27 protein-coding genes are annotated in these 26572 nt (G+C 71.2%); 14 read left to right on the top strand and 13 right to left on the bottom strand.

Going from position 1 to position 26572, the window contains the following annotated elements; all coding sequences use genetic code 11:
* Window positions 1-233 precede the first annotated feature (233 nt).
* The 3 genes from purQ (at window position 234) to purL (ending at window position 3869) form a co-directional block, all read left to right on the top strand.
* Entirely contained in the window at window positions 234-923 is a 690-nt protein-coding gene (purQ, locus tag AC0VYM_RS01830) for a phosphoribosylformylglycinamidine synthase subunit PurQ (RefSeq protein ID WP_475458222.1), read from the top strand.
* A gap of 42 nt (window positions 924-965) precedes the next feature.
* Window positions 966-1493: a hypothetical protein gene (locus tag AC0VYM_RS01825; RefSeq protein WP_475458220.1), complete on the top strand. Its 528-nt coding sequence runs from the start codon at window positions 966-968 to the stop codon at window positions 1491-1493.
* Window positions 1494-1574: 81 nt separating this feature from the next.
* Complete coding sequence (gene purL, locus AC0VYM_RS01820; RefSeq protein WP_475458218.1) at window positions 1575-3869, top strand: phosphoribosylformylglycinamidine synthase subunit PurL; 2295 nt, start codon at window positions 1575-1577, stop codon at window positions 3867-3869.
* Between the two features lie 71 nt (window positions 3870-3940).
* On the opposite strand, the gene AC0VYM_RS01815 is transcribed toward purL, so the two are convergent.
* Window positions 3941-4462: a hypothetical protein gene (locus AC0VYM_RS01815; protein WP_475458216.1), complete on the bottom strand. Its 522-nt coding sequence runs from the start codon at window positions 4460-4462 to the stop codon at window positions 3941-3943.
* 130 nt (window positions 4463-4592) lie between these two features.
* Here AC0VYM_RS01815 and AC0VYM_RS01810 point away from each other — a divergent pair, with 130 nt between their 5' ends.
* The gene (locus tag AC0VYM_RS01810; protein ID WP_475458214.1) at window positions 4593-4838 is read left to right on the top strand and encodes a hypothetical protein; all 246 of its coding nucleotides are present in this window, start codon (window positions 4593-4595) and stop codon (window positions 4836-4838) included.
* Between the two features lie 45 nt (window positions 4839-4883).
* Here the strand turns inward: AC0VYM_RS01810 and AC0VYM_RS01805 are convergent, their stop codons facing one another.
* Window positions 4884-5612 carry a class I SAM-dependent methyltransferase gene (locus tag AC0VYM_RS01805; RefSeq protein WP_475458212.1) on the bottom strand — a complete coding sequence of 243 codons (729 nt, stop codon included), beginning with the start codon at window positions 5610-5612 and terminating at the stop codon, window positions 4884-4886.
* Between the two features lie 277 nt (window positions 5613-5889).
* Between AC0VYM_RS01805 and AC0VYM_RS01800 the strand changes: the two genes are divergently transcribed.
* Genes AC0VYM_RS01800 through AC0VYM_RS01790 form a run of 3 tightly spaced genes read left to right on the top strand, consistent with a single transcriptional unit; the run spans window position 5890 to window position 8467 of the window.
* Window positions 5890-6399, top strand: a complete 510-nt coding sequence (locus AC0VYM_RS01800) for a pyridoxamine 5'-phosphate oxidase family protein (protein ID WP_475458210.1) — start codon at window positions 5890-5892, stop codon at window positions 6397-6399.
* Window positions 6396-7442: an L-threonine 3-dehydrogenase gene (gene tdh, locus AC0VYM_RS01795; protein ID WP_475458208.1), complete on the top strand. Its 1047-nt coding sequence runs from the start codon at window positions 6396-6398 to the stop codon at window positions 7440-7442. The genes AC0VYM_RS01800 and tdh overlap by 4 nt, the downstream gene beginning before the upstream one ends.
* 20 nt (window positions 7443-7462) lie before the next feature.
* Window positions 7463-8467 carry a GNAT family N-acetyltransferase gene (locus AC0VYM_RS01790; protein WP_475458207.1) on the top strand — a complete coding sequence of 335 codons (1005 nt, stop codon included), beginning with the start codon at window positions 7463-7465 and terminating at the stop codon, window positions 8465-8467.
* On the opposite strand, the gene AC0VYM_RS01785 is transcribed toward AC0VYM_RS01790, so the two are convergent.
* The 7 genes from AC0VYM_RS01785 to AC0VYM_RS01755 all read right to left on the bottom strand — a co-directional run bounded on the left by AC0VYM_RS01785 (window position 8464) and on the right by AC0VYM_RS01755 (window position 19103).
* Complete coding sequence (locus AC0VYM_RS01785; protein WP_475458205.1) at window positions 8464-10377, bottom strand: endonuclease/exonuclease/phosphatase family protein; 1914 nt, start codon at window positions 10375-10377, stop codon at window positions 8464-8466. The two genes, AC0VYM_RS01790 and AC0VYM_RS01785, sit on opposite strands and share 4 nt — an antisense overlap.
* Window positions 10378-10485: 108 nt before the next feature.
* Complete coding sequence (locus tag AC0VYM_RS01780) at window positions 10486-11460, bottom strand: glycine betaine ABC transporter substrate-binding protein (RefSeq protein WP_475458203.1); 975 nt, start codon at window positions 11458-11460, stop codon at window positions 10486-10488.
* Complete coding sequence (locus AC0VYM_RS01775; RefSeq protein ID WP_475458201.1) at window positions 11453-13411, bottom strand: ABC transporter permease; 1959 nt, start codon at window positions 13409-13411, stop codon at window positions 11453-11455. The genes AC0VYM_RS01780 and AC0VYM_RS01775 overlap by 8 nt, the downstream gene beginning before the upstream one ends.
* 1 nt (window position 13412) lies before the next feature.
* Entirely contained in the window at window positions 13413-14579 is a 1167-nt protein-coding gene (locus tag AC0VYM_RS01770) for a quaternary amine ABC transporter ATP-binding protein (protein ID WP_475458199.1), read from the bottom strand.
* On the bottom strand, window positions 14576-16153 hold the full coding sequence (locus AC0VYM_RS01765) for a GMC family oxidoreductase (protein WP_475458197.1): 1578 nt from the start codon (window positions 16151-16153) through the stop codon (window positions 14576-14578). The genes AC0VYM_RS01770 and AC0VYM_RS01765 overlap by 4 nt, the downstream gene beginning before the upstream one ends.
* 209 nt (window positions 16154-16362) lie before the next feature.
* Complete coding sequence (locus AC0VYM_RS01760; protein WP_475458194.1) at window positions 16363-17889, bottom strand: aldehyde dehydrogenase family protein; 1527 nt, start codon at window positions 17887-17889, stop codon at window positions 16363-16365.
* 275 nt (window positions 17890-18164) lie between these two features.
* The gene (locus tag AC0VYM_RS01755; RefSeq protein WP_475458192.1) at window positions 18165-19103 is read right to left on the bottom strand and encodes an alpha/beta fold hydrolase; all 939 of its coding nucleotides are present in this window, start codon (window positions 19101-19103) and stop codon (window positions 18165-18167) included.
* 178 nt (window positions 19104-19281) lie between these two features.
* Here AC0VYM_RS01755 and AC0VYM_RS01750 point away from each other — a divergent pair, with 178 nt between their 5' ends.
* The 3 genes from AC0VYM_RS01750 to AC0VYM_RS01740 all read left to right on the top strand — a co-directional run bounded on the left by AC0VYM_RS01750 (window position 19282) and on the right by AC0VYM_RS01740 (window position 21837).
* Window positions 19282-20418, top strand: a complete 1137-nt coding sequence (locus tag AC0VYM_RS01750; protein ID WP_475458190.1) for a sensor histidine kinase — start codon at window positions 19282-19284, stop codon at window positions 20416-20418.
* Complete coding sequence (locus tag AC0VYM_RS01745; protein WP_475458188.1) at window positions 20415-21068, top strand: response regulator; 654 nt, start codon at window positions 20415-20417, stop codon at window positions 21066-21068. The genes AC0VYM_RS01750 and AC0VYM_RS01745 overlap by 4 nt, the downstream gene beginning before the upstream one ends.
* 103 nt (window positions 21069-21171) lie before the next feature.
* Window positions 21172-21837, top strand: a complete 666-nt coding sequence (locus AC0VYM_RS01740) for a class II aldolase/adducin family protein (protein ID WP_475458186.1) — start codon at window positions 21172-21174, stop codon at window positions 21835-21837.
* Between the two features lie 10 nt (window positions 21838-21847).
* On the opposite strand, the gene AC0VYM_RS01735 is transcribed toward AC0VYM_RS01740, so the two are convergent.
* Together AC0VYM_RS01735 and AC0VYM_RS01730 are read right to left on the bottom strand one after the other, a co-directional pair.
* Window positions 21848-22396, bottom strand: coding sequence for a hypothetical protein (locus AC0VYM_RS01735; RefSeq protein ID WP_475458183.1), 549 nt, complete (start codon window positions 22394-22396; stop codon window positions 21848-21850).
* 31 nt (window positions 22397-22427) lie between these two features.
* Complete coding sequence (locus AC0VYM_RS01730; protein WP_475458181.1) at window positions 22428-22691, bottom strand: helix-turn-helix transcriptional regulator; 264 nt, start codon at window positions 22689-22691, stop codon at window positions 22428-22430.
* A gap of 232 nt (window positions 22692-22923) precedes the next feature.
* Here AC0VYM_RS01730 and AC0VYM_RS01725 point away from each other — a divergent pair, with 232 nt between their 5' ends.
* Window positions 22924-23325 (top strand): VOC family protein, encoded by a 402-nt coding sequence (locus AC0VYM_RS01725; protein WP_475458179.1) that lies wholly within the window; start codon window positions 22924-22926, stop codon window positions 23323-23325.
* Between the two features lies 1 nt (window position 23326).
* Here the strand turns inward: AC0VYM_RS01725 and AC0VYM_RS01720 are convergent, their stop codons facing one another.
* Window positions 23327-24094, bottom strand: a complete 768-nt coding sequence (locus AC0VYM_RS01720) for an alpha/beta fold hydrolase (protein WP_475458177.1) — start codon at window positions 24092-24094, stop codon at window positions 23327-23329.
* Between the two features lie 151 nt (window positions 24095-24245).
* Between AC0VYM_RS01720 and AC0VYM_RS01715 the strand changes: the two genes are divergently transcribed.
* The 3 genes from AC0VYM_RS01715 (at window position 24246) to AC0VYM_RS01705 (ending at window position 26173) form a co-directional block, all read left to right on the top strand.
* The gene (locus AC0VYM_RS01715) at window positions 24246-24767 is read left to right on the top strand and encodes a DinB family protein (RefSeq protein ID WP_475458176.1); all 522 of its coding nucleotides are present in this window, start codon (window positions 24246-24248) and stop codon (window positions 24765-24767) included.
* Window positions 24768-24853: 86 nt separating this feature from the next.
* On the top strand, window positions 24854-25051 hold the full coding sequence (locus AC0VYM_RS01710) for a type II toxin-antitoxin system VapB family antitoxin (protein WP_475458173.1): 198 nt from the start codon (window positions 24854-24856) through the stop codon (window positions 25049-25051).
* A 357-nt stretch (window positions 25052-25408) separates the two neighbouring features.
* On the top strand, window positions 25409-26173 hold the full coding sequence (locus AC0VYM_RS01705; protein WP_475458171.1) for an SURF1 family protein: 765 nt from the start codon (window positions 25409-25411) through the stop codon (window positions 26171-26173).
* On the opposite strand, the gene AC0VYM_RS01700 is transcribed toward AC0VYM_RS01705, so the two are convergent.
* A complete protein-coding gene (locus AC0VYM_RS01700) occupies window positions 26149-26571 on the bottom strand; it encodes a DUF3817 domain-containing protein (RefSeq protein WP_475458169.1) in 423 nt (140 codons plus the stop codon). The two genes, AC0VYM_RS01705 and AC0VYM_RS01700, sit on opposite strands and share 25 nt — an antisense overlap.
* Between the last annotated feature and the right edge of the window lies 1 nt (window position 26572).

Here is a 26572-nt window from a genome sequence, read left to right as displayed (position 1 = left end):
CGTACACCCGCACCCCCTCCAGACGGGCCTTCCTTGGGAGGATCACACAGGACGGACCCCCTCGAAGGGGGTGAGGGTCGTACCCGAGCACAGGTGAGCGGGTACGCTGCGGATGTGGGGCGTGTTCCGTGGAATCCTCCGCGCTCGCGTCGCCAGGCTGTCTCCCTCCGCCGTCCCGGCGACGGGCCAGCCGCCGACTCCTCCCCGTCGAACAAACAACCCGGAGTGTGCTCATGACAGCCCGTGTGGGCGTCGTCACCTTCCCAGGCTCCCTTGACGACAAGGACGCCGCTCGCGCGGTGTCCCTGGCGGGTGCCGAACCCGTCGCGCTCTGGCACGCGGACAACGACCTCAAGGGGGTCGACGCGGTGGTCCTGCCCGGCGGCTTCTCCTACGGGGACTACCTCCGCTGCGGCGCCATCGCCCGGTTCGCCCCGCTGATGTCCGAGCTGGTCCCGGCGGCGCGTTCGGGCGCCCTTCCGGTCCTGGGCATCTGCAACGGCTTCCAGATCCTGTGCGAAAGCCACCTGCTCCCCGGTGCCCTCACCCGCAACTCCTCGCTGCGGTTCGTCAACCGCGACCAGGTCCTGCGGATGGAGAACACCCGGACCGCGTGGACCAACGGCTATGACGAGGGCCAGGAGGTCCTGGTCGTCCTCAAGAGCGGCGAGGGAAGCTACGTCGCCGACGAGGAGACCCTGGACCAGCTGGAGTCCGAGGGCCGGGTCGTCGCCCGCTACGTCGGGGGCAACCCCAACGGTTCGCGGCGCGACATCGCGGGCGTCACCAACGAACACGGCAACGTGGTCGGGCTGATGCCGCACCCCGAGCACGCGGTCGAGGCGCTGACCGGGCCCTCCACCGAGGGGCTGGGCTTCTTCACCTCGATCCTCGGCCACCTGGCCGCCCCGGCCCAGGCCTGACCCACCGACCCGACCCACCCCGACAGGGAGACGATCCTCGCGATGATGGCGCTGCTGCGCTCCCGGAGACTGCTGTACGTACTCGTGGGGCTGGTCGTGGTCGGCCTCGTGGTCTCCGGGGCCATCGGCCTCTTCCAGTCGTTCAACTCGCCCCCCGTGGCCCCGCCCGCCGGCGGCCAGGGCCAGCAGACACCCGGGCAGCAGGGCGAGCAGGGCGAGCCCCCGCCGGAGGTCGGTGCGCTGGGCAGCCCGCCCTCCGGGTTCACCTACGTCGACCAGGCCGAGGCCCACTGCTCCCAGGGGCAGTGCTTCCGCCTCATCGTGATCGCGGGTGAGGAGGGCGAGGAGCTCGACGGCGACCCCCGGGAGGCGGTCCGGTCGGTGTACGAGCACCTGCTCTCCAACGGCTGGCGCCAGGAGCTCCCGCAGGGGGTCGAGTCCGAGGACGACGTCGAACTCGTGGACACCGTCCTCACCGACGACACGACCCTGGTCGCGGACTCCACCGGCGCCGACCCCGACGCCCCGCCGCTGCTGATGCTCGGCAACGCGGGTACGCCCGCAGACTGATCCGGTGCCGGGCGGCGGACACAGCCAAGGCTCGGCCTCCACCCTCCGCGCAACCCCGCGACACCCGAACGGAAGCACCGCATGTCTGAAGCACCCGGCCTCGACACCGTCGCCACGGCGACCGACAGCCCGGACACACCCCAGCCGTACGCCGAACTGGGCATGGCCAAGGACGAGTACGAGCGGGTCCGGGAGATCCTGGGGCGCCGTCCCACCTCCGCCGAACTGGCCATCTACTCGGTGATGTGGAGCGAGCACTGCTCCTACAAGTCCTCCAAGGTGCACCTCAGGCAGTTCGGTGAGAAGGCCCCGGAGAACGACGCGCTGCTCGTGGGCATGGGCGAGAACGCGGGGGTCGTGGACGTCGGTGACGGACACGCGGTCACGTTCAAGATCGAGTCGCACAACCACCCCTCCTACGTGGAGCCGCACCAGGGCGCGGCCACGGGCGTGGGCGGCATCGTCCGCGACATCCTCACCATGGGCGCCCGCCCGGTCGCCGTGATGGACGCGCTGCGCTTCGGCCCGGCCGACGCCGACGACACCAAGCGCGTGCTGCCCGGCGTGGTCTCGGGCATCTCCTTCTACGGCAACTGCCTGGGTCTGCCCAACATCGGCGGCGAGATCGGCTTCGGCGCCGGGTACATCGGCAACCCGCTGGTCAACGCCCTGTGCGTGGGCGTCATGAAGCACGAGGACATCAAGCTGGCCCAGGCGCCCGGCCCGGGCAACAAGGTGGTCCTGTTCGGCTCCACCACCGGACCCGACGGGATCGGCGGCGCCTCGGTGCTGGCCAGCGCCACCTTCGACGACGAGTCGCACGCCAAGCGGCCCAGCGTCCAGGTCGGTGACCCGTTCATGGAGAAGCTGCTCATCGAGTGCAGCCTGGAGCTGTACGCCCAGGACATGGTCGTGGGCATCCAGGACCTCGGTGCGGCGGGCGTCTCCTGCGCCACCACGGAGCTGGCCGCGGGCGGCACCGGCGGCATGAACATCCAGCTGGACCGGGTGCCGCTGCGCGACCACCGGCTCACTCCCGAGGAGATCCTCATGAGTGAGTCGCAGGAGCGCATGATGGCGATCGTCGAGCCCGCGAAGATGGACGACTTCCTCGCGGTCTGCGACAAGTGGGGCATCCTCGCCACCGAGATCGGTGAGGTCACCGACGTGACCCCCGAGGAGGCCGAGCGCGGCGGCCGCCTGGTGATGACCTGGCACGGCGAGACCGTGGTGGACATGCCGCCCCGGACCGCCTCCGACGAGGGCCCGGTCTACCAGCGCCCCTTCGCCCGCCCGGAGAGCCAGGACGCCCTCCAGGCCGACGACGCCGCGAAGCTGCCGCGTCCCGAGGGCGACGCGGAGCTCCGGGAGCAGCTCCTGCGGGTCCTGGGCGCGCCCGGCGTGTGCGACCCGACCTGGGTGACCCAGCAGTACGACAGCTACGTGCGCGGCGACACGGTCGTGTCCACCCCGCACGACTCCGGCATGATCCGGATCGCGGACGGCTCCGACCGAGGCGTGGCGCTGGCCACCGACGGCAACGGCCGGTTCACCCGCCTGGACCCGTACGCGGGCACCCAGCTGGCCTACGCGGAGGCCTTCCGCAACGTCTCCGCCACGGGCGCGCGCCCGCTGGCGGTCACCAACTGCCTCAACTTCGGTTCGCCGGAGGACTCCGGGGTCATGTGGCAGTTCGCGGAGACCACGCGCGGCCTCGCGGACGCCTGCCAGCAGCTCGGCACCCCGGTGACCGGCGGCAACGTCAGCTTCTACAACCAGACCGGTGACGTGGCGATCAACCCGACCCCGGTGATCGGTGTGCTCGGGGTGATCGACGACGTCAACGCCCGGCTCCGCTCGGGCTTCGACACCGACGGCGCCCGCGTGTTCCTGCTGGGTGAGACCCGCGCCGAGTTCGGCGGGTCCGCCTGGGCCGACGTCGTCCACGACCACCTGGGCGGTCTGCCGCCGGAGGTGGACCTGCCCGCCGAGGCCGCCCTCGGTGAGGTGCTGGCCTCCTCCGCCGAGCAGGGCCTGGCCGCGGCGGCGCACGACCTGTCCGACGGCGGTCTGGCCGTCGCCCTGGCCGAGGCCGCCCTGCGCGGCCGCAAGGGGCTGCGGGTCGAGGTGGACGGCGACGCCTTCACGTCGCTGTTCAGCGAGTCCGCCGCGCGCGCGATCGTGGCGGTGAAGCCGGGCCGGGAGGAGTCGTTCGTGGCCCTGGCCGCCCAGCACGGCGTTCCCGTCACGCAGATCGGCACCGTCGGCGGCGAGAGCATGTCGGTGAGCCACCCGGGCGGTGTGGTGGAGATCGGCCTGGACGAGCTCCGCGCCACCTACGAGGAGACCCTGCCCGCCCTGATGAACGGCGTGTAGACACCCGAGACGACGAGGGGGCACTCCCACACGGGGTGCCCCCTTTCGTGTGCCCGGATCCGTGGGGTGGGTCAGACCCGCCCGGTGCCGCAGTCGACGTAGTCGATGACGCTCGCCTCGTAGGCGTCGAAGGTGTCGAGGGTCTGCCAGAACTCGTCCATGTAGTCCTCGACGAATTCCTCGCCCTCCAGGGCGTCGCCGCACCAGGTGACCTCGTTCCGTCGCATGGCGCTCCCCAGGGCTCCGTCGATCCGGCCCAGGTTGAGCGAGGTGTCCCACGTGTCCTTGTCGAGTTCGACGACGTACCCGTCGCCCTCCTCACGGACGACCCCTGCGTCGAACAACACGTCCCTGGTGGGGCCCGTGTTCGCGATGACCTCGTTGGAGTCGCCTTCGGCGAACATGCGGACCAGGGTGTGCACCCGCACCTCGCGTTCCAACCAGAACACCGGGATGAAGGGCGTGGTCGCCTCGGCCTCCGTGTCGGACTCGGAGTCCGGGTCGGCGTCGGGGGTGGAACAGCCCGTCAGGAGCAGGACGAACGGCAGGGCGACGGCCAGGGGGGCGGGCACACGGCCCTCGCGGTGGGACAACCTTCTCCTTCGGTTGACGGGGCGCAGCGTTCCGCCCCATTCTCCCGGCACCGGGGACCACCGGAAGGCACCCCGGAACGTGCGTCCGCTCCCGTTGGGGTAGGACTGTTCACAGGGAGGTGTCAACGACATGGAACGTGCCAGACGCGGCAGGTTGAAGGGGGCCCTGGGGACCCACGACCGCCCGGCGAGCGCGCTGGGTTTCCGGCTGGTCCTGGCGGTGTTCGGGGCGTTGGTCCTGCTGCTGGGGACGGTGGCGGCCATCGTGCTGACCAACCAGGCGTGGTTGGTCATCGTCCTGGGGGTCGGGTTCGTCGCGGCGTGCGTGAACGTCTACTGGGTGAGCCGCCGTCTCCACTACGAGCGGCCCGCGTAGACGCGCACCCCGGCTCGCGGGGTGTCCGCGTGAGGAGACCGTCCGTCAGCTCTCCGCGGGGCGGCGGGCCTCCAGCATGAGCGCGTGCGGCCGGTCCAGGTAGTCGCGCCAGAAACCGGCTCCGAACTCGTGCTCGCCCTCGGGTGAGACGCGGTGTCCGAGGCTCCGGACCGCCGTGAAGCCCGCGCCGGTGAGCGCCCGGTCGAGCGCGTGCCTGGTCCAGTACCGGGCGCTGATCTCCTCCCCGCCCATGATCAGGGTGATCCGGGACCCGTCCGCCAGGGGTTCGGGCACCACCAGGTCGAATCCGTAGGGCCGGTAGTAGCCGGGGACGGTGCTCAGGTCCGGGTTGGCCGGGAGGGCGACCAGTCGGCCGCCCGGCTTCAGGGCGGTGAACGCCTGGGCGCACAGGGCGTCGAGTTCGTCCCGGTCCTCGGCGTAGGGCACGACGTAGACGGACAGGACGAGGTCGAAGCGCCCGGCGAACCCGTCGGTGAGGGGCGCGTGCGCGTAGCGGACCCCCAGGGGGTGTTCGCGCTCGGCCCGGCGGGCGTGCTCCAGCATGCCCTCCGCGACGTCGGCCCCGACCACGCCCTCCGCGCCCAGCCTGGCCAGCGTCCGGCTGTGCGTGCCGGTCCCGCAGCCGAGGTCGAGTGCGCGGAGCCCGGTCACGTCCCCCAGAGCGCGGACGATGCTGGGGAGTTCGAGGTGTCTCCGGAAGGGTGTCCGTGCGAAGTCGTCGTAGGTGTCGCCGAGTGCGTCGAACTGGGCCATCGCGGCCGCCTCCGTCCCTCCGCCCGCCCCGTCCGAGGCGGGACGTGCCGTCGTCCTGCCACCACCGACTGTACGCGCGGGCAGAATCCCCTACGGTGGACCCGGTGAATTCGGCCACCATTCCGGACGGAATCGGAAACCCCTGGGGTCGGTGGGAGCGCTGTTCTTTCCTGTTGGGTGAGTGGCGAATTCTCTGTCTCATTCTCAATATTCGCGGTGAATCCTGTTTGCTCTCCTGCGCCACGGGCATGGTCGTCGGCACCCCACGGAGAGAGCAATGCAGGTTTCCGATAAACTGACCGACCGAAGCAATTTCCTGATCGAGAACGGGCGTTTCGTGACGCTCGCGACGCAGTCGCCCGACGGCGCCTGGGCGTCGACCGTCAACTACGTCCCCCTGCGTGAGCCGCTGCGCCTCCTCTGGTACTCGCTTCGCGCGGCGCGCCATTCACAGAACATCCACGCCGACCCGACGGTCTCCGGATCGATTTTCATGACCGGACTCCCCGGGTTCGGTCTGGACGGAGCCCAGTTCACCGGAAGGGCCGCACCGGTGACCGGAGACGATCTTGGGGACGTCGCGGAGTTCTACTACCAAAGGAACTTTCCCGACGAGGCGACCCGCCAGGAATGGCGCCGCCCCCTTTCCGAATTCCACGGGGACGGGCACCGCCGGTTCTATGTCGTCGAGATCGAGTCCTGGTGGCTGCTCGACGTCGACCAGTGGCTCGTGGACATGAACGACCAGCGCGTCGGCGTCCCACTCGCACCCCTGGCACGGAGATGAACGCGACGCACGCCGAGACGATGCCCGCCCTGTACAAGTCCGGCCCGGGGCCCGGCCTGGAGCTGATCGAGGCTCCCGTTCCACGGCCCGGAGCGGACGAGGTACTCATCCGCGTCCTGCTGACGGGGATCTGCGGGACCGACCTGCACATCGTCGAGTGGGACGACTGGGCCCGGAGCTCGGTCCGCACACCCCTCATCCCCGGGCACGAGTGCGTCGGGCGGATCGTCCGGACCGGGAGCGGGGTCCGGGGGCTGAGCGAGGGACAGACCGTCGGTGTCGAGGGACACCTGACCTGCGGCCGGTGCGCGCAGTGCCGCTCCGGGGCCCGCCACCTGTGCCTCGACAACACCAACCTCGGCGTGCACACCGACGGGGTCTTCGCGCGCTACGTGGCGGTCCCCGCCGCCAACGTGTGGGTGCACGGGCGGGGGGTGCCGTTGGAGGTCGCCTCGATCTTCGACCCGCTGGGCAACGCCGTGCACGCGGCCACGACCCACCCCGTCAGCGGACTGTCCGTGCTGATCACCGGCGCGGGGCCGATCGGGCTGATGGCGGCCCAGATCTGTGCCCGTATGGGTGCCCGGTCGGTGGTCGTCACGGACGTGAGCTCCTATCGTCTGCGGCTCGCCGAGAACATCGACGTGGTGTCCGCCCCCGCGTCCGAGGCGGGTAGCGAGGAGCTGCGCGAGGCGGGTGACACCCCGCTGGGCTTCGACATCGGCCTGGAGATGTCGGGGGCGCCCGAGGCCCTGCGGACCATGCTCGACGCCGTCAGCCCGGGCGGCCGGATCGTGGCACTCGGGCTGCCCTCCCGCGAGACCCCCGTGGACTGGGCCGACATCTCCACCCGGATGCTCAGCATCCAGGGCGTGAGCGGTCGGCGCATCCCCGAGACGTGGCGCGGTGTCGCCGCGCTGGTCGCCAACGGGCTCGACCCCTCCTTCGTCATCACCCACACGTTCCGCTACGACCAGTACGCCGACGCCTTCGCCACCGCGGCCGGTGGAGAGGCGGGCAAGGTGCTGCTGGACTGGACCTAGGTCCGCCGAGGAGACCACACATGCCGTTACACGTGGCCGTCGAACCCGACACCGGCACCCTGGACCCCCGTGCCTGCGAGCGGCTGGTCCGGGAGACCGGTGCGCCGGTGTTCTACTCCCTGGCCTTCCTGCGCGCGTTCGAGGCCTTCCCGCTGCACTCCGTCGAGCGCGGCGCCCACATCGTCGTCCACGACGGGGCCGGGAGGGCGCACGCCCTGCTGCCGGTCTACCTCCAGCGGGGCGTCGACCCGATGGGGGCCCTGGCGGCCAACCGGCCCGAGGCGCTGGACCACCCGGTGCTGCTCTCCCACGTCTGGCACTGCTACGAGACGACCATCCCGGCTGTGAGCCCCGAGGCGGCACGTCTGGCGCTGGCGGCGATGGGCGACCTCGCCCGGGAGTGGGGCGCGGAGCTCCACGGGGCGGCCAACATCGGGGAGGACGGCACCGAGGCGCGCCTGCTCGGGGCCGCCGGTCTGTCCGGGACCCCCCTCGACCGGATGTGGAGCATGGACGTCTCCGGCCTGGACGGGTTCGACGCCTACCTGGAGAGTCTGGGCGGCAAGCCCCGCAGGGAGATGCGCCGACAGCTCCGTCGGGCCGAGGAGGCCGGTGTCCGGGCCCGGGAGCTCGGCGTGGACGACGCGGACCTGGACGGGTTCGTCCGGCTGGCGCGCGCCACCGCGGGCGGCAAGCACGACAACGCCGACTACTACCTGCCCGGGGTCTTCCAGGGGTTCCTGGGCGCCTTGGGGGACTGCGCCCGTGTCACCGAGCTGCGCGTCGACGGGCGGCTGGTCGCGGCGCTGGTGTGCCTGGTGGACGACGCCCGCCACCACCTGTGGTGCCTGGGCGTGGACGACGGCGCCTGCGACGGGTTCAGCCCGACCTACGTCCTGGTCGCCCACGCCCTGAGGTCGGCGTTCTCCGAAGGTCGGCCGACGGTGACCGCGGGCAGGCGCAACGGCTGGTTCAAGGCCCGCTACGGCTTCCGGTCCACCGAACTCCAGGTCTTCCTCTCCTAGGGGCCCTGCTCGGCGGGGGTGAGGGTGACCGCGACCGGGCGGTGGTCCGAGTGGGGCACGTCGGGGTTGGCGGGATCGCTCGGAACCAGGCCGCCACTCGTGAGGATGTGGTCGATCTGCTGGCCGGAGCGGGTGTCCGCCGCCATCGTGGGGAAGGGCCGCACCTCCGCGAAGGCGTCCCGGTAGTCGCCCCCGGACCAGCCCTCCAGAGGCAGTTCCTCCGGTTCGAAGTTGAGGTCCCCGGCGATCACCACGGGCGCTCCCGTCGTCCACCTCGTCTCCTCCGCGAAGAGCATCAGCTCGCTCATCTGGTCGCTCGCGCTCGGGTTCGCCAGGTCGTACCCCTCGGGCTGGAGGTGTGTCGCGATCACGCTCACCTCCGTGTCCGCCCACTCCACGGTGACCGCCAGCGCCTGAGCCCCGGTGGGTCCGCTGTCAGGGAGCGCCTGTCGGCGCACCTCGGTGACCGGCAGGCTGGTGAGCACGGCGTCCCCCCAGAACGGGCCGTCGGCCGGACCCCAGTACGCGGTCATGCCGAGTCGCGCGGCGAGCAGGGACAGTCCGTCGCGGCCCCCGTTGAGCAGCCAGCCCCGGTCGACCTCGCTCAGGGCGACGACGTCGGCGTCGAGGGCGCGCAGCGCGTCCGCCTGCTCCGCCACGGAGAGGCGCCCGTCCATCCCGAAGCCCATCCGCACGTTGTAGGCGGCCACCCGCAACCCCTCCGCTCCGGATCCGGCGGCGGGCGCGTCGGTGCGTGCGATCGGCGCGACGACCGTGGCGGCCAGGGTGAGCGCGGCGGCCGCGGTGGTGGTCCGCACGAGTACGCGTCCTCCCCACGGTGCGGGTCGCGCGGCGGTCGCGCCGGGCAGGATCGCGGCGGCGAGCACGGCCAGCGCCACGAAGGGCACGTGGTCGTTGGGAACGTGCAGGTCGTAGGCGGCGTAGAAGGCGAACACCAGGACCACGAAGAGGAGGAGGCCCGACGCGGCGAGGAGACCGGTCCGGGTGGGTGCGCTCGTCCTCACCGTGGCCGTCCATCCGGCGCAGGCGGCCAGGGCGGGCTGGCCGAGCAGCAGCGCGGCGAGCGACCACGCGGGCAGGGTTCCCTGCGCCTCCCCGGGCAGCAGCGGCGCCAGCCACAGCGTGGTGAGGATCGCGAACAGCACCGCGAGCGGCAGGAACGGGTTCGGGATGAGACGGCGCGGGTCGGCGGCGACCAGCACGGACAGCACCGCCACCACGCTGAGCGCGGCGGCCGCGAGGGGGGTGCCGCCGATGGTCTCGGCCACGGCGGGGTTGGCGGTGTACAGCCCGGACAGGAAGAGCAGCGGTCCCAGGGCCAGCCAGCCCCGGGGGCGGATCGGGGCCGGATCGCCCGGGACCGCCCGCCAGGTCCTGGCCGCCGCGAGGAGCAGGCCCAGCGGGGCCGCGAACACGGCGACCCAGGCGGCGGGGCCCTCCCGCCAGACCAGGTCCACCGTGCCCAGCGCGGTGTGCACGGCGGCGGAGGCCGCCAGTCCCGCCACGAGTCCGACCATGGCCCCGTGGCCGGTCACCCGGCCGTCCACGGCCGTGGCCATGGCCGTGCACACCAGCCACACGGCGCCCAGGCCGACGAGGGCGGAGGCCAGGTACAGCTGGGGGTCGCCGCCCTGGGTGAACTGGAGCCCCACGCGGCCGACCGCGAGAGTCGCGGCGGCGGCCAGGGCGACCCCGAGCGGGGGCAGTCGGCGGGCCAGCGCCACGAACGGAAGGGGGAGCAGGAACCAGGCGAGCGCGTAGGCCCCCATGAGTTCCGGGCGGGTCGCGCCCGCCTGCCCGAAGAGGGTGATCAGGGAGGGCAGGAACACCCGGAGCACGTCCAGGAGGAGGACCGTTCCGAACGCCGTGACCAGTCGTCCCTGGTGCATGTCGCTCCAGCCGTCGGGGGGGTAAGTGAACGATTCTCACTTTTCCGGCGGCGCGGCGCAAGGGCGGAACGCGAGGGGGCGGGGTCCGCGCGGACCCCGCCCCTTCGGCTACCCGCGGTTCTCGTAACCCTTCGGGAGCCACTTCTCCCAGACGTCACGGTTCTCGTCGACCCAGGTCTCCGCCGCCTCGGGCGGGGAGACCCCCTCGTCCGCGATCATCTGCGCGACCTCGTTCTGCTGGGAGTTGGTCCACTTCCAGTTGTCGATGAAGCGGTACGCGTAGTCGTCCTCCTCCACGAAACCGGCCCTGAAGATCTTGTTCAGGTCGTAGACCGGGTAATCGCAGGGGACGTCGTCCAGGTTGGCGTCGCACCCGTCGTGGTAGTCGGGGAAGTCGACCTTGACCAGGTCCACCTCCTCCTGGAACCACTGCGGGTCGTAGAAGTAGAAGAGCACCGGCTCCTGGTTGGCGTACCGGCGCCGCACCTCGGTGATCTGTGCGGCCTCCGACCCGGCGTAGACGATCTCCAGGTCCAGGTCGAAGGCGTTGATCATCCCCTGGTCCTGGCTGACGAACCCGGGAGCCCCCGCCAGGAACTCGCCCTTGTCGCCCGTCTGGGCCGTCTGGAACAGGTCGGTGTTGGCCTTCAGCCCCTCCAGGGTGGTGATCTCCGGGATCTCCTCCGCCAGGTAGGCGGGGACGTACCAGCCGATCACGCCCTCGTTGCCGTTGGGGCCGCCGTCCACGGCGGTGCCGTTGCCGTCGGGGCCGTACAGCTCGTACAGGTCCTCGTGGCCCCAGTTCTCCACGATCACGTCCATGACGCCCTGGTCGAGGGCCTGCCAGGAGGGCTGCTCGTCCACGCGGACGAGCTGGACCTCGTAGCCCATCTCCTCGCGCAGGATGTTGGCCAGCACCTCGGCGCTGGCCTCGTAGCCCACCCAGCCGTTCACGGCGATCCGCACGGTGTTCGGATCGCGGGCGATCTGGTCGGTGCGCACCGCGCAGGAGCTCACCATCACCAGGGCCAGACCCGCGGCGAACAGCCGGAGCAGGGCGCTCCTCCTCAGAAACCTAGGCACGGGGTGCCCTCCTTCCCTGCGTCACCCGGTCCAGGAACAGACCCAGGGACACGATCGCCAGACCCGAGGCGATACCCAGCCCCAGTTCGTTCTGGGCCAGGCCGAGCACCACGTCGTTGCCGAGCGCGCCCGCGCCCACCAGAGCGCCCATGACCACCATGGACAGCACCAGGATGATGCCCTGGTTGACCGCAAGCAGCAGGGAGCCGCGCGCCATGGGCAGCTCCACCTTGGTGAGCAGCTGCCACTTGGTGGAACCCTGCGACGTCGCGGCCTCGACGGTGCCCGCCGGCACCCCTCGGATGCCGTCGTTCACCAGCCGGATCACCGGAGGCAGGGCGAAGATGACCGCGGCCGCCAGGGCGGGGACGGGCCCCAGCCCGAGCAGCGCCACCGCCGGGATCAGGTACACGAACGGCGGCAGTGTCTGCATGAAGTCGAGTACCGGCCGGAGTACCAGGGCGAACACGTCGCTGCGGGACATCAGCACGCCGACGACCACGCCCAGCGCGATGGTGACCACCGTGGCCACCAGCACCTGGGAGAGCGTGTCCATTGCGTTGTCCCACACCCCCAGCAGCCCGATCGCGAGGAAGCACAGGGCGGAGACCAGCGCGACCCGCCTGCCCGCGAAGATCAGTCCGAACGCGGCGGCGGCGAGCGTCACCAGCCACCACGGCGATCCGCTCAGCAGGTTGTCGAGCGGGCCCAGGATCCAGCTCTGCGTCCAGGAGCCCAGGGCCGCGGCGGCCGGACCGATCGCGGACTCGATCGCCTTGTCGGCGGCGTTGACCGGGATGTCGATCCGGATCGACAGCTCACGCGGCCAGCCGCCCAGTCCGAAGAGGCGTCCCACGGCGGCGGCGCCGACCGCGGCGGCGAGCATCCCGCCGAGGAGCGGCAACCGGTACCGTTCCTCGACCTTCGGGGTGCGCGCGCCGTGGCCGACCGCGCCCGTGACGCGGTCCATCGCGATCGCCAGCATGACGATCGCCAGGCCCGCCTGGAACGCCTGGCCCACGTTGATCTTGGACAGGGCCTGGTAGATGGCGTCACCGAGGCCGCCCGCGCCGATCACCGACGCGATCACGACCATGGAGACCGCGAGCATGATGGTCTGGTTGACGCCCAGCAGGATGGTGCGCTTGGCCAGCGGCAGCTGCACCTTGGTGAGGATCTGCCCCGGGGTGGAACCCAGTGAGGCGGCCGCCTCGATCGCGCCCTTGTTCACCTCGCGGATGCCCAGCGCGGTGATCCGTACGACCGGCGGGAGCGCGTAGACGGCCGTCACGACCGCGGCCGACGCGTTGCCGATACCGAAGAGCAGCACGAACGGCAGCAGGTAGGCGAAGGCCGGCATGATCTGCATGAAGTCCAGCACCGGACGGATGGCCCGGTAGAACGCCTCGCTCCGCCCGGCGAGGATGCCGAGCGGGATGCCGAACAGCAGGGCGATGAACACCGAGGTGATGATGAGCGACAGCGTCGTCATCGACTCGTTCCACAGCCCGGTCAGCGCGAACACCGCGAAGGTCGCCAGGACCAGCAGGGCCACCCGCCACCCGGCGACCCGCCAGGCCGCGACCACCCCGATGACGGTCACGCCGAGCCAGGTGAGCCCGTTCAGGAACTGGTTGATCAGCACGACGGCCGACCCCAGTCCCACGGAGATGTAGTTGAAGAAGTAGAGGAACAGCGGGCTGTCGTTGCGGTTGGCGACGATCCAGGCGTAGACCCCGTCGAGCCAGGCCATGAAGCCGCTGCCGATGGTGCCCGGGAAGCCGCCCGCCCAGGACGGGGAGCCCGCCAGGCGGGTCAGCTGGTAGCCCGCGACGAGGACCACGACCACCAGCAGGGCCTGGAACCAGCTCCTGCGCAGGAGGCCTTCGTCGCCTCCCGCGCCCTTCGTGCCGGAGGCCGTGGCTCCGGCGGGTTCGGTCACCGTGGCCATGTCACGCACCGTTCCCCGTCGCGTCGGAGCCGCCGTGGTCGACGGCGTCGTCGGAGATCTCCTCCACCGCCTCCTCGACCATCGCGTCGACCTGTTCGGCGCCCTCCAGCTGGTCCTCCGCGATGGCGCGCAGCACGTCGTCGCGGCCCACGTAGCCGAGGAGGGTGTCGCCCTCCACGACCCGGACCGGGGCGGTGCTCGCGGCGAGCATCGGCAGGACCTCCGCCAGGACGGTGCCGGGTTCGGTGGTCGGGCCGTCGGTGCGCTCGTCCGGGTAGGCGTCGCGGACCAGCCACCGGGCGGTGAGCACGGTCGTGCGGGCCACGTCGGACGTGAAGTCCGCGACGTAGGAGTTGACCGGGCGGCCGACGACCTCCTCCGGGGTGCCCACCTGGACGAGCTCGCCGTCGCGCATGATCGCGATGCGGTCGCCCAGCTTGAGGGCCTCCTGGAGGTCGTGGGTGATGAAGACCGAGGTCTTGTTCAGCTCCTGCTGGAGCCGGATGACCTCGTTCTGCATGTCGCGGCGGATGAGCGGGTCCAGGGCGCTGAACGGCTCGTCGAACAGCAGTACCTGCGGGTCGACGGCCAGGGCGCGGGCCAGGCCCACGCGCTGCTGCATGCCGCCGGACAGCTCGCCGGGGCGGGACCGCTCGTACCCGGCCAGGCCCACCATCTCGATCATCTCCTGCGCCCGCTCGTAGCGTTCGGCGCGCGGCATCCCGCGCACCTCCAGCCCGTAGGCGACGTTGTCGATGATCCTGCGGTTGGGCAGGAGGCCGAAGTGCTGGAAGACCATCGCCATCTTGTGGCGGCGCAGTTCGCGCAGGCGCTGTTCGGTGGCGTCCCCGATGTCCTCGCCGTCGAGCGTGACCGAACCCGAGGTGGGCTCGATCAGGCGGGTGAGGCAGCGGATGAGCGTCGACTTCCCGGAGCCGGACAGGCCCATGACCACGAAGGTCTCACCGGGGCGCACGTCGAAGGAGACGTCGCGCACCGCGACGGTGCAGCCGGTCTCCTCCTTGATGCGGTCGCGGTCGGCCCGCTCCAGCTCCGTGCCGATGACGTCGTCGGCGTTCCTACCGAAGATCTTCCACAGGTTGCGGACGGAGAAGGTGACGTCGGTGGGGCCCGTCGCGGGGGCCGCTTCGGCGGCCGGGGCGCTCATCGGGCCTCCCCCTCAGCGGCGGACCGATCCTCGCGGATCAGGTCGGCGGCGCGCTCGCCCAGGGCGAGCACCATCACCATCGGGTTGGGGGTGGGCAGGGTCGGGAACACCGAGGCGTCCGCGACCCTGAGGCCGCGCAGCCCGCGCACCCTCAGGCGGGGGTCGACCACGGCGTTCTCGTCGTCGGCGGCGCCCATCCGGCACGTGCCCGCCGGGTGGTACACGGTGTGCGCGGCGCGGCGGCCGTACTCGGACAGCTCCTCGTCCGTCCGGACCTGCGGTCCGGGGGCGACCTCGCGCTTGATCCAGGAGCGGAACGGCTCGGTGGCGGCGACGTCGCGGGCGATCCTCAGCCCGTCCACGATGGTCCTCTCGTCGTACCCGTCGGGGTCGGTGAAGTACCGGAAGTCGAGGGCGGGCTTGGCCGCCGGGTCGGCGCTGGTGAGGTAGAGCTTGCCGCGCGAGCGCGAGCGCGGGATGTTCGGGGTCATACAGACCGCCCAGCCGTCCTCGGGCGACTCGTAGCCCAGCCGCTTCGTGTTGTCGTCGAAGGGGATCTGGTAGATGTGGAACATCAGGTCCGGGCGGGGGTCGTCGCCGTCCTCGCGCCGCACGAACAGGGCCGCGTCGGAGTCCATCACGGTGTTCTCGGGGACCCGCTTCGTGGTCTCCCACATGATGATCGACTCCGGGTGGTCCTGGAGGTTCTCCCCCACGCCCGGCAGGTGGTGGTGGCTCTCGACGCCGATCGCGCCCAGCTCCTCGGCGTTTCCGACACCGGACAGCATGAGCAGGCGGGGGCTGTCCACGGCGCCCGCCGCGACGATGACCTCCTGGCGGGCGCGGACGGTGATCCGCTCGCCGTCCTTCGTGGTGGCGCTGACGCCGGTGGCGCGGTCCCCGTCGAACAGGATCCGGCCGACCCAGGTCTCCAGGAGCACGGTGAGGTTGCCGCGCACGTCCATGATCGGGTGCAGGTACGCCACCGAGGCCGAGGAGCGGTGGCCGGTGTAGGGGTCGTAGGCGATGGACAGGAATCCGGCGCCGTCGGAGAACCCGCCGCCGTGGGAGGTCAGGGCGTTGAAGTCCTCGACGACCGGGACGTCCGCCGCCTCGGCGGCCGAGGACACCCAGTCCTTGACCATCGCGTTCCGGTCCTTCTCCGCGATGGGGATGATGTTGCACTTGATGCGGTCGGCGTAGGACTGCACGGTGGCGTTGTCCCAGCCCTCGGCGCCCGCCGCCACCCAGTCGTCCAGGTCCTCGGCGAACGGCCGGAAGCTGATGAGCGTGTTGTGCGAGGAACAGCCGCCCAGCACCCGGGCGCGCGAGTGCAGGATGTGCGAGTTGCCGTTGGGCTGCTCGGTGGTGGTGTACCCGTAGTCGAGGTCGCTGTCGAGGACGCTCAGCCAGTCGCGGAGCCTGAGCACGTGCTCCAGGTCGCGGTCGTCCGGCCCGCCCTCGATGACGCAGACGGTGGTGCCGGGGTCCTCGGTGAGCCGGTTGGCGATCACCGATCCCGCCGTGCCTCCGCCGACGATGACGTAGTCGTAGGTGGTTTCTTTCGTGGACACGGGCCGAATCCTCTCGTTCGTGTGGCTCAGGGGGATGCCGGGGAAACCGACCTGTGTGTACTCGGTCTGGCATGTGCGTTCCGGTGCCGCGGCGTTCGCGGCACTCGGTGAGAAGGGCACCCGCCGACGCGGAGGACGGAACCGCGTCGGCGGGTGGCCTGCGGGTTTCCGGGTGCCGGTGGCGCCCGGTCCCCGGAGGGCGGTGGTCGCTAGCCGAACCAGCGCTGCGGTTCGGGCGACAGGTTCCGGTAGACGTGCTTGGCCTCGCGGTACTCGTCGAGTCCGGCCAGGCCGAGTTCGCGGCCGACGCCGCTGCGGCCGAAGCCGCCCCACTCGGCGCCCGGGAAGTACGGGCCGTAGTCGTTGATCCACACCGTGCCGTGGCGCAGGGCCGCGGCCACGCGCTCGCCGCGGGCGGTGTCGTCGGTCCACACGCCGCCGGAGAGCCCGTAGTCGGTGTCGTTGCCCAGCTCGATCGCCTGGGCCTCGGTCTCGAACCGTTCGACGGTCACGACCGGGCCGAACACCTCGGTCTGCACGATGTCCATGGAGCGGTCGCAGTCCACGAACACGGTGGGCCGGTAGAAGTAGCCGTCCCGGAGGTCGGCGTCCTCGGGGCGCCTGCCGCCCGCGATGACCCGGGCGCCCTCCTCGACGCCGCGCGCCACGGCCTTCTCGACCTTGGCCCGGTGCTCGGCGGAGACCAGGGGACCGCAGCGCACGCCCTCGTTCTGGCCCCGGCCGATGCGGATCGCCTCGGCCCGGCGGGCGAGCTCGGTGGTGAAGGCGTCGTGGATGTCGTTGTGCACGATGAGCCGCGCACCGGCCGAGCACACCTGGCCGGAGTGGAAGAACGCGGCGCTGAGCGCGTAGTCCACGGCCGTGTCGAGGTCCACGTCCGGGAAGATGATGTTGGGGTTCTTACCGCCCAGTTCCAGGGCGATCTTCTTGACCGTCTCGGCGGCCGACGCCATGATCCGGCGCCCGGTGACCAGGCCTCCGGTGAAGGAGACGAGGTCGACGTCGGGGTGCTCGGACAGGGGGGCTCCGGCGTCGGGGCCGCTGCCCAGGACGAGGTTGACCACACCGGCGGGGACGCCCGCCTCGGTGGTGAGCTCGACCAGCTTGGCGGTGGTCACCGGGGTGACCTCGCTCGGCTTGATCACCATGGTGTTGCCCGCCGCGATGGCCGGGGCCATCTTCCAGGCGAGCTGGAGCAGCGGGTAGTTCCAGGGCGTGATCATGCCGCAGACGCCGACGGGCTCGTAGACGACCTTGCTGTGGACGCCCTCGGGAGCGGACACGAGGCGGCCCGCGTCCTTGTCGGCCAGCCCGGCGTAGTAGCGGAAGACGTTGGTGACGTCGTCGACGTCGATCCCGCCCTCCTCGATGGTCTTACCGGTGTCCAGCGACTCCATGACCGCGATCTCCTCGCGGTCGCGCTGGAGCAGGTCGGCGATCCGTTCGAGGACGCGGCCCCGCTCGTCGGCGGAGGTGCGTCGCCACTCGCCGTGGTCGAAGGCGCGGCGCGCGGCGGCGATGGCGGCTTCGGTGTCGTCCCTGCCGCCCTCACTGACGATGGTCAGTACGGAGGCGTCGGCCGGGTCCAGGATCTCTCGGACGCGTCCGTTCCGGGCCGCCCGCCACTCGCCGTCGATGTACAGGCTGGTGGCGGTGGACGCTCCGGGTTCGGACAGGTACGGCACGGTCGGCAGGGTTACATGGGTCTGGTTCACGGACCCTCTCTGCCCAGGATCGCTAGTCACAAACAGCCTCGTCTCGTAGGTCACATACGCCACAACGCTCCCATAACCCCCACTGATCAGGGCAAACAGCGCGTTACGGTACGTCTCGGCCGTGGCTCATATCACCAGCCCGCCTGGACAGACCTACGCCCCGGCCCTCCCCTGGGGCAGGTGGACACACCACCCTGGGGAAGACCGGGACGAGTCTTTGACGTGTGTTTGTGTGGAACTCGGTCGGTTCCGGACGTTCGGCGCGAGGCCGAGGTTCAGGCGGCAGCCTCGTCGGTCACGCGGCGGATGGCCTCGACGGCTACGTCGGGCTCGTCGACGTGGATGTAGTGGCCGCTCGCCTCGGCGGTGCTGAGCCGGCTGCGGTCGGAGAGCGCCAGCCACTGCTCCTGGCCCTCGGTCCACACGCGCTCCAGGTCGTCGCCGTACTCCGCGATCTCACCGAGGTAGCGGACCCCGTGCTGGATGACCTCCACCGGGATGTCCCCCGCCGAGCGGACCTCCGGGTCGCTGTCGATCAGGATCCCCTCCGGGTTCTCGCCCTGGAAGATGGCCAGGTTCTGCGCGCGCACCTCGGCGCCCTCCCCGGTGGCCGACTCCGGGATCACTCCGGTGATGTCGTCGATCATCGTCGGGGACGTGGCGTCCAGCAGCACCAGCCCGCTGACACGGTCCTGGTGGTCCGGGGCGTAGCGGGCGGCGATCAGGCCGCCCAGCGAGTGACCGGCCAGGACCACGGGGCCGTCACCGGCCACGTCCTCCAGGACGGCGGTCAGCGTCGCCCCGGCGTCGTCGATGCTCTGTAGGCCCTCCGGTTGGTCGCTCTCGCCCTCACCGAGCCGGTCGTAGGAGCAGACCCGCTCGTCCTCGGCCAGGGTCTCCTGCACACCCGCCAGGGTGTCCAGGCCGTCACCCATGCCCGCCATCAGCACGATGACCGGTCGGCCGTCCGAGGGCGTACCGGAGCAGGAGACGTTGACGGAGGCGCCGTCGACCTCGAGCGTCTTGGTCCCGGTGAACAGCTGCCCCTCGGTGAGCACCTCGTTGGCGGCGTCCTCCAGGTCCGACTGCACCTCCTCGGCCGCCGACCCCAGTTCGGTGCCCACCTCGGAGAGCACTCCGCACCCGACCAGCCCGGGAACCGCCGCGGCGCAGCACAGAGCGGTCAGGGCGGTCGTCCGGAAGGTGCGGAACATGGGGTGCCTCCAGGCAGCGGGCCCGGCCGTACGGAGTGGCCGGAAGGGGAATTCGGTATGTGGAGAACGCTACGGAAACCGGGGCCCGGGGTCGTCACCGCTGAGTGGACACCTGTACGTAGCTCGCATGGGGGACAAAGGGAGCGTCGCCGTGGCTCTGCGCGACTACACTGCGTCCGTGACCTGGCTCCGACGTCTTCCCCTTCTGTGGCGGCGGCTCGACGTCACCGTCCGAGACCTGCCCCTCGCCCTCATCCTCCTGTCCGTCTCCTGCGTCCCCGCTCTGCACGGTTACGGCACCCAGGTCGGCGGAGTTCCGGACCGCCCCCTCGACGCCCTGGGCGTGGTCGCGCTCGCCCTCCAGTGCCTGCCGCTGGCCGGTCGGCGGCGGTGGCCCGCGCTGACCCTGGCCCTGGTGGCGGTCGGCTTCGCCCTCGACCAGCTGAGCGGGTACCACCTGATCGCCGGGACCGCGATGCCGATCGCGCTCATGAGCGCGGGCGTCCACCTCGACCGGTACCGGCGCACCACCCTGCTGGTGGGGACGGCGGGGTTCGTGGCCCTGGCTCTGGCCCTGACCCGGCTGGGCGAGGGGGAGACCCCGGCCGAGTGGGTGGTCTTCTACTTCGCGCACGGCCTGGCCTGGGGGATCGGTTCGTGGCTGCGCTCCACGCGGGTGGCCGAGGCCGAGCGGCGCCGCCGCCTGGCGGCGGACACGCTGGCCGCCGAACGCGCCCGCATCGCCCGGGAACTCCACGACGTCGTCACCCACCACGTGACCGCGATGGTCGTGCAGACCGAGGCCGCGCGCTACCTGACCGCCGCGCCCGAACGCCTCGACCAGACCCTGAGCACGGTCACCGGCACCGGCCGCCAGGCCATCACCGACCTGCGGCAGCTCCTGGACGTGCTCGACCCGGCCAACCCCGCGCCCGCCAACGACGAGGGGATGCTCGACGTGGTGGAGCGGACCCGCCGGGCCGGGCAGCCCGTGAGGTTCAGCGAGGAGGGCGCCCCGGCCGGGACCCGGGGCGGCGCCGAACTCGTCGCGCACCGGGTCGTGCGCGAGGCGCTGACCAACGCCCTCAAGTACGCGCACGGAAGCCCCACCACGGTGCGCGTGCGCCACCGCCCCGAGGAGATCACAGTGAACGTCGACACCGAGCGCCCCGGACCCCCGGGGGTCTCCCCCGGCGGCAGCGGACGGGGCCTGGTCGGGCTGCGCGAACGCGTCGAGGTCATGGGTGGCGAGTTCACCGCCGGACCCCGCGGCGACGGTTTCACCGTGCACGCGCGCATCCCCGCGCGGCCATGAGCATCAGGGTGCTGGTCTGCGACGACCAGGTGCTGATCCGTACCGGGCTGGTGACCATCATCGGCGCGCAGCCGGACATGGAGGTCGTCGGGGAGTGCGGTGACGGGCGCGCCGCCGTGGAGCTCGCGGAGCGCCTGCGGCCGGACGTCGTGGTGATGGACGTGCGGATGCCCGAGCTCGACGGGATCGAGGCGACCCGGCTGCTGGCCGGATCGGAGGTGGAACACCCGGTGAAGGTCCTGGTGGTCACCACGTTCAGCCTCGACGAGTACGTGTACGAGGCGCTGCGCGCGGGCGCGAGCGGGTTCCTGCTCAAGGACGCTCCCCCGGACCAGCTGCTGCACGGCATCCGCACCGTGGCCTCCGGCGCCGCGCTGCTGGCCCCCGAGGTCACCCGCCAGCTGGTGGGCCGCTTCGCCGCCCGGATCCGGCCTTCCCACGCCCCCGAGACGGAGGTCCCGCTGACCCCGCGAGAACTGGAGGTGCTGGGGCTGATCGCCGACGGGCTGTCCAACGGCGAGATCGCCACGAGCCTCTTCATCAGCCAGGAGACCGTGAAGACCTTCGTCTCGCGCATCCTGACCAAGCTCGACCTGCGCGACCGCGTCCAGGCGGTGGTGTACGCCTACCGGCACGGCCTGGTCGCCTAGGGGGGATTACAGATCGGCCGTCCTGACGTACATTAGGTGTACCTAAGTCGGTTGGTCCGGTTTCTCCGCGGAGCCGCTGACCGCGCACCCCACCGAGGATCGTATGCAGCTGGAACAGGAACGCCGCGACGTCTGTCTGACCGCTCGCGCCATCGCCCAGCACCCGGGAACGGCGCCCGGCGAGGCCGGGACCGTCAGTGTCCGCAGCGGCGACCTGGTGGTCGTCACCCCGCACGGTGTGCCCCTGGACCAGCTCCAGCCGATCGACTGTCCGGTGATGTCGCTGGACGACCGGATGCTGGAGGGTCGGCGCGACCCCGCCGCCGAGGCCACGCTCCACATGGCCGTGCACCGCCACGCCGCCGAACAGGGCCGGGAGGCCCTCGCCGTGGTCAACGCGTTCACCGCGGACACCGTCGCGGTCTCCTCGGTGTTCCCCGAGCTCCCCCCGATCCACCACCGCGCCGCCGGTCTGGGCGGCGCCGTCAGCGTGACCCCGTACATGCCCTACGGCACGGGTGACATCGCTGACCAGGCGGTCAAGGCCCTGAAGGGCCGCGACGCCGCCCTGCTCGCCAACCACGGCGGGGTGGCCCTGGGGCGCGGCCTGGAGCAGGCCCTGGCGAACCTCCGGCTGCTCGACTGGCTCTGCTCCGCCTACCTGCGCGCCCGCCAGCTCGGTGAGCCCCGTGTCCTGAGCGAGGACGAGCTGGCCGAGGCCCGACAGCGCGACACCTACGGCTGGGCGGGCCCCGACCCCTTCCTGTAGACCCGCACGCTCAGGCGTCGTCGGGCTGCTCGTCGGGCTGGGTCCAGGCCAGGTAGAAGGCGGGGAACGACCGGTGCACCACCAGGGCCAGCCAGACGACCGGAAGCAGCAGGCCAGCGGGCACGGTCAGGTCCGCCAGGGGGAACGTGCCCATGAGCTGTGCGACGCCGACGACCGCCACCACCAGCAGGAGCAGGGCCGACGTGACCGAGTGCCCGAGGTCCCGGGCGGCGTCGATCTCGGAGCGTTGGCGCTCGTCCACCACCTCCGCGTAACCGTGCAGGGTCCGCGACCCGGCTTCGAGCCTCTGGAGGGCTCCGGTCTGCGCGATCATGAGGACGACCACCGCGAGGCTCGATCCCGTCAGCATGAGGGCGCTCTGGGACAGGGCCAGCGAGGTGAGCGCCGCCGTGCCCATCAGGACCAGGGCCACCGCCAGGTACAGCCTGCGGACACGGGCGGTCCGGTCGGCCCAGAGGGCACGGGTCCGGGGATCCTCGAACTGGTCGACCAGCTTCTGGCGACGGGCCCGCGCGCGCTCTTCGGTACGTGCGTTCATGTCTCTCCCTGGGGGTTGGGGGGGTGACCGGTCACCGGCCGATGCGGGGGAAGGGTTCGGTGGAGAAGACGACCTCGACCGGGACCTCGAAGTACCGCGCGATGCGCAGCGCCAGGTGGAGGCTCGGGCTGTACTCGCCCCGTTCCAGGTAACCGACGGTCTGGTAGTGCACCCCGAGGGCCACGGCCAGTTCCCGGCGGGAGACGCCGCGCTCGGCCCGCAGCATCGCGATCCGGTTGTGGATCGTCTCGGAGCCCGCTCTGGGGTGGCGTCCGTCGGTCTTCTCGGTGGGCACGCTCTTGTTCCTCTCGGGCCGCTTGCGGTTGATAGTACGTGTACTACATATGGCAGCACAGGGGATATGGAACGTCGCATCTGTGCTCGGTGGTGGAAGAGCAGGTCAACGGAGGGGGCGACACGGGTGGCCGGATCCGGCCATGCGTCATCCGGGTACGGATACTCAGGTGTACGTCATGCTCGGACCCGAGAATGGTGCCGACACCCAGCCCGCACGGCAGGAGGCCCCCATGCGCTGTAGCTACATCAGGCTCCTCGTGAACGACTACGAGGCCTGCTTCCGCTTCTACGCGGACATCCTCAAGCTCCCCGTCCTGTGGGGCGACGAGGTGAGCCGCTACGCCGAGTTCGACGTGCGCTCGGGGACGCGGCTGGCCCTCAACCAGCGCGAGGTGATGGCCGAGGCACTGGAGACGGACACCGCCGACCCCGCCCTCCCCCACCAGGACCGGCTCGCGGTGATCTTCGAGGTGGACGACGTGGACGAGACGGCCGCGGGGCTGGTGGCGAGCGGCGCCCGGCTGGTGATGGAGCCCCGCGACTGGACGGCGTGGGGCATCCGCGCCGCGCACTTCCGCGACCCGGACGGCTACCTCCTGGAGGTCAACAGCCCCCTGGTCCCGCTGGTCTGACTCAGGCCGCGACGTGCTCCGCGAGCAGTTGGTTGACCCGGTCGGCGCGCTCCACCCCGAGCAGGTGCGCGGCGCCGGGGACCACCTCGAACCGCGCCTGGGAGATCCCGTCGGCCAGGCGGCGCCCGTGCCCCGGCGGCAGCAGGGGGTCGTGCGCGGCGGAGGCGACCAGGGTCGGCACGCGCACCCCGGAGACCAGGTTGCGCTGGTCCATGGCGGCCAGGGCGTCGCAGATCGAAGCGTAGGCGCGCGGGTCGACGGAGCCGAAGTCCTCCGTGAACCGGGCCGCCACCTCCGGGCGGTCGTCGGTCAGGTCGGGCGTGAACCAGGGCAGGACCACCTCGGCGGTGACCGCGTCCATGCCGCCCTCGCGGACCTGGGAGGCGATCCGGTCCCAGCGGTGCGTGGGCGGGGTCCGGGACGTTCCGGCCAGGAGCACCAGGCGCTCCAGGGTGCGCGGCGAGTTGGCGGCGATCCACAGCAGGAGGGCGCCTCCGAGGCCGCCCCCGACCGCCGAGACCCGCGTGAACCCCCGGTCCTCCAGGAGCCCGAGGACGTCCAGTGCCAGGTCCTCGACCGAGTAGGGGCCCTCGGGTACCGGTGAGAAGCCGTGGCCCCGGTGGTTGATCCGCAGCACCTGGCGGTTGCGGGTGAGCTCGGGCATCTGGGGTTCCCAGACCGACATCTTCGTACCGAACGGCGGCACGAGCAGCACGACGGGCGCGTGCCTGGGGCCGTCGAGCCGGTACTGGAGCGGAATCAGGGCCATGGAACCTCCGGGTCGCCAGAACGCCAGGTTATCCACACAGCTTTCAAGGAAGCCAGAAAACCCGGTCATGCCCAGCAAATGGAGGACAGTCGTTGACCGCCTCGCTCCCTAGGGTCGAGGCATCGAGACGGACCCCGACTGAGGAGTTTCCATGGGTGAGACGAACAACCAGGTCAACGTCGAGCGGGAGTCGCTGCTGGACTTCCTGGCCCAGCAGCGCGCGTTCCTGCTCACGACCCTCCAGGGGCTGGACCAGGAGCAGGCCACCCGGCGCACCACCGCGAGCGGGCTGTGTCTGGCGGGGATCGTCAAGCACGTGACCTCGGTGGAGAAGGGGTGGATCGACTTCATCGAGGAGGGCCCGCATGAGGTCGACTACGAGTCCCAGGACACCCTGGACAGACACGAGAACAGCTTCCGCCTCATCGGTGAGGAGACCCTGGAGGGGACGCTCGCCGCCTACGAGCAGCAGGCCAAGGAGACCGACGCGTACGTCCGAGCCCTGCCGGACCTGGAGGTCAGCCAGAAGCTCCCGGCCGCGCCGTGGTTCCCGGAGGAGAAGTCCTGGACCGCCCGTGACGTGGTCATCCACCTGATCCGCGAGACGGCTCAGCACTGCGGGCACGCCGACATCATCCGGGAGTCCCTCGACGGCCAGAAGACGATGGGCTGACCGACACCACCCTGGGTAGTGCGCGCGCCACCCTCCGCATGCGGGACGATGGGCCTGACCCCATCCCGAGCGGCGAGGAGCGCGGAGTGAGCCCGACCTGGATCGACATCGACGACGAGGCCCTTCGGGAGGCCATGCGTTTCTCGGGCGCGCGCACCAGGGACGACGCGGTCAACCTGGCACTGAGGGTGTACGCGGCGCGCCACCGGAGCCGCGCGGAGACGTCGGGGGAGCGCAGGCGGACCGATCCCCCGGCGGGGAGCCGCCGGAACAAGCAGCCCTGAGGACGGAAAGAGAACGGGGACGTTCCCACTGAACAGTGGAAACGTCCCCGTCTACGAGGTGGCGAGGGTCGCCTCCGCATCCCCCCTCAAAGTACGGAGGCAACCCTCGCTCTGGGAAGCGGCCTGCGACTCCTCCCCCCTGGAGTCGCGGCCTGAAGGTCTGCCACGTGGAAGCGATCTTGTCGTTCCGCGTTGATAGAGACACTACCGACCACACCCACGAATAACAACCCTGTGTCACGAGAAACTACTTAAAGTGATCGTCATTCCTGGGGCGTGGCCCGGCCAAGCGGGGTGTGGGCATCGTCAACACGGGGTCATGAGTGGACGCTCCGAGGGCGGACATAGCCTGGTCGGGTGAGATCTCCGCTCTTCAGCCCACGCTGGCTCGGCCTGCACCTGCTGGCCGTCCTGGTGGTCGCCGTGTGCGTCGCGGGCACCTACTGGCAGGGCACCCGTGCCTTCGAGCCCGACCGCGACGTCATCACCAACCCGGTGGAGGACCTGGCCGACGCCATCCCCGTCTCGGACCTCGGTGAACCCGGCGATTTCCTGCACCCCAACCTCACGACCAACACGGCGGTCGAGGTGTCCGGGCGCTTCGACGCCGGGGCCCAGCTCCTCGTGCCCCGGAGCCTGGACGGGGTCGACGGCTACGTACTGGTCCTCCCCCTCGTCACCGAGGACGGGGTCGCCATGACCGTCAGCCGGGGCTGGACGGAGGACGGGACCGGGCTCCCGGACGTCCCCGAGGGGGACGTCACCGTGACCGGTTGGCTCCAGCCGCCCCAGGACGCCGCGGAGGGGGTCGTCCCCATGGGCTCCCCCGAGGTGGGGACGGTCGAGCGGATCGCCCCGTCCGTGCTGGTCGGAGAGTGGGACTACCGCCTCTACGCGGCCTACGTCACCCTGCCCGAGAGCGAGCCCGCCGTCGACGGGCTCACCCCGGTGCCGCCGCCCGAACCGCCCACGGAGTTCACGGTCAACTGGCGCAGCCTCAGCTACGCCGTGCAGTGGGCCATGTTCGGCGTCTCCGGCGTGGTCTTCTGGATCATCCTCATGCGCCGCGAACTGGCGGAGGACCCGGCCTCGGAGGATCAGCCCGTGGCGACGGGCTCCTGAGCCTGGTCGGCGGCGAGCTCCTTCGCCTGCTCGGACCGGACCACGCGGTGCTCGACCACGAAGCCGAGGACCGGGATGGTGCCCGCGAGCACGACGCCCAGGGTGCGGCCCGCGCCCCAACGGCGGTCCAGGGCCACCCACAGGACGACCAGCACGTAGGCCATGTAGACGTAGCCGTGCGGCATGGCGACGTAGAGCATCAGCGGCGACTCGGGGCCGAACCAGTGCTCCCACCCCTCCGGCGCACCGACCAGGTGGAACTTCGAGTCCTCGCCCACCAGGTACTTCGCGGGCATGGCCAGGAAGGTCAGGCCCAACAGGAAGACTCCCGTGATGTACGCGAGCACCCGGTACAACGCGAACGACACACGCCTCTTGTCCACTGCGACTTCACCCATT

It is taken from the genome of Nocardiopsis sp. iso_237 (assembly GCF_056173345.1).
Note: the sequence above shows the minus strand (reverse complement) of the source record. Positions and strands in the feature narration are given on the sequence as shown.

Bases quoted from the DNA above. Each gene is read 5' to 3' on its own strand.
- purQ (WP_475458222.1), top strand. From the start codon at position 234: ATGACAGCCCGTGTGGGCGTCGTCACCTTCCCAGGCTCCCTTGACGAC.
- AC0VYM_RS01825 (WP_475458220.1), top strand. From the start codon at position 966: ATGATGGCGCTGCTGCGCTCCCGGAGACTGCTGTACGTACTCGTGGGG.
- purL (WP_475458218.1), top strand. From the start codon at position 1,575: ATGTCTGAAGCACCCGGCCTCGACACCGTCGCCACGGCGACCGACAGC.
- AC0VYM_RS01810 (WP_475458214.1), top strand. From the start codon at position 4,593: ATGGAACGTGCCAGACGCGGCAGGTTGAAGGGGGCCCTGGGGACCCAC.
- AC0VYM_RS01805 (WP_475458212.1), bottom strand. From the start codon at position 5,612: ATGGCCCAGTTCGACGCACTCGGCGACACCTACGACGACTTCGCACGG.
- AC0VYM_RS01800 (WP_475458210.1), top strand. From the start codon at position 5,890: ATGCAGGTTTCCGATAAACTGACCGACCGAAGCAATTTCCTGATCGAG.
- tdh (WP_475458208.1), top strand. From the start codon at position 6,396: ATGAACGCGACGCACGCCGAGACGATGCCCGCCCTGTACAAGTCCGGC.
- AC0VYM_RS01790 (WP_475458207.1), top strand. From the start codon at position 7,463: ATGCCGTTACACGTGGCCGTCGAACCCGACACCGGCACCCTGGACCCC.
- AC0VYM_RS01785 (WP_475458205.1), bottom strand. From the start codon at position 10,377: ATGCACCAGGGACGACTGGTCACGGCGTTCGGAACGGTCCTCCTCCTG.
- AC0VYM_RS01775 (WP_475458201.1), bottom strand. From the start codon at position 13,411: ATGGCCACGGTGACCGAACCCGCCGGAGCCACGGCCTCCGGCACGAAG.
- AC0VYM_RS01770 (WP_475458199.1), bottom strand. From the start codon at position 14,579: ATGAGCGCCCCGGCCGCCGAAGCGGCCCCCGCGACGGGCCCCACCGAC.
- AC0VYM_RS01755 (WP_475458192.1), bottom strand. From the start codon at position 19,103: ATGTTCCGCACCTTCCGGACGACCGCCCTGACCGCTCTGTGCTGCGCC.
- AC0VYM_RS01745 (WP_475458188.1), top strand. From the start codon at position 20,415: ATGAGCATCAGGGTGCTGGTCTGCGACGACCAGGTGCTGATCCGTACC.
- AC0VYM_RS01740 (WP_475458186.1), top strand. From the start codon at position 21,172: ATGCAGCTGGAACAGGAACGCCGCGACGTCTGTCTGACCGCTCGCGCC.
- AC0VYM_RS01735 (WP_475458183.1), bottom strand. From the start codon at position 22,396: ATGAACGCACGTACCGAAGAGCGCGCGCGGGCCCGTCGCCAGAAGCTG.
- AC0VYM_RS01725 (WP_475458179.1), top strand. From the start codon at position 22,924: ATGCGCTGTAGCTACATCAGGCTCCTCGTGAACGACTACGAGGCCTGC.
- AC0VYM_RS01720 (WP_475458177.1), bottom strand. From the start codon at position 24,094: ATGGCCCTGATTCCGCTCCAGTACCGGCTCGACGGCCCCAGGCACGCG.
- AC0VYM_RS01715 (WP_475458176.1), top strand. From the start codon at position 24,246: ATGGGTGAGACGAACAACCAGGTCAACGTCGAGCGGGAGTCGCTGCTG.
- AC0VYM_RS01700 (WP_475458169.1), bottom strand. From the start codon at position 26,571: ATGGGTGAAGTCGCAGTGGACAAGAGGCGTGTGTCGTTCGCGTTGTAC.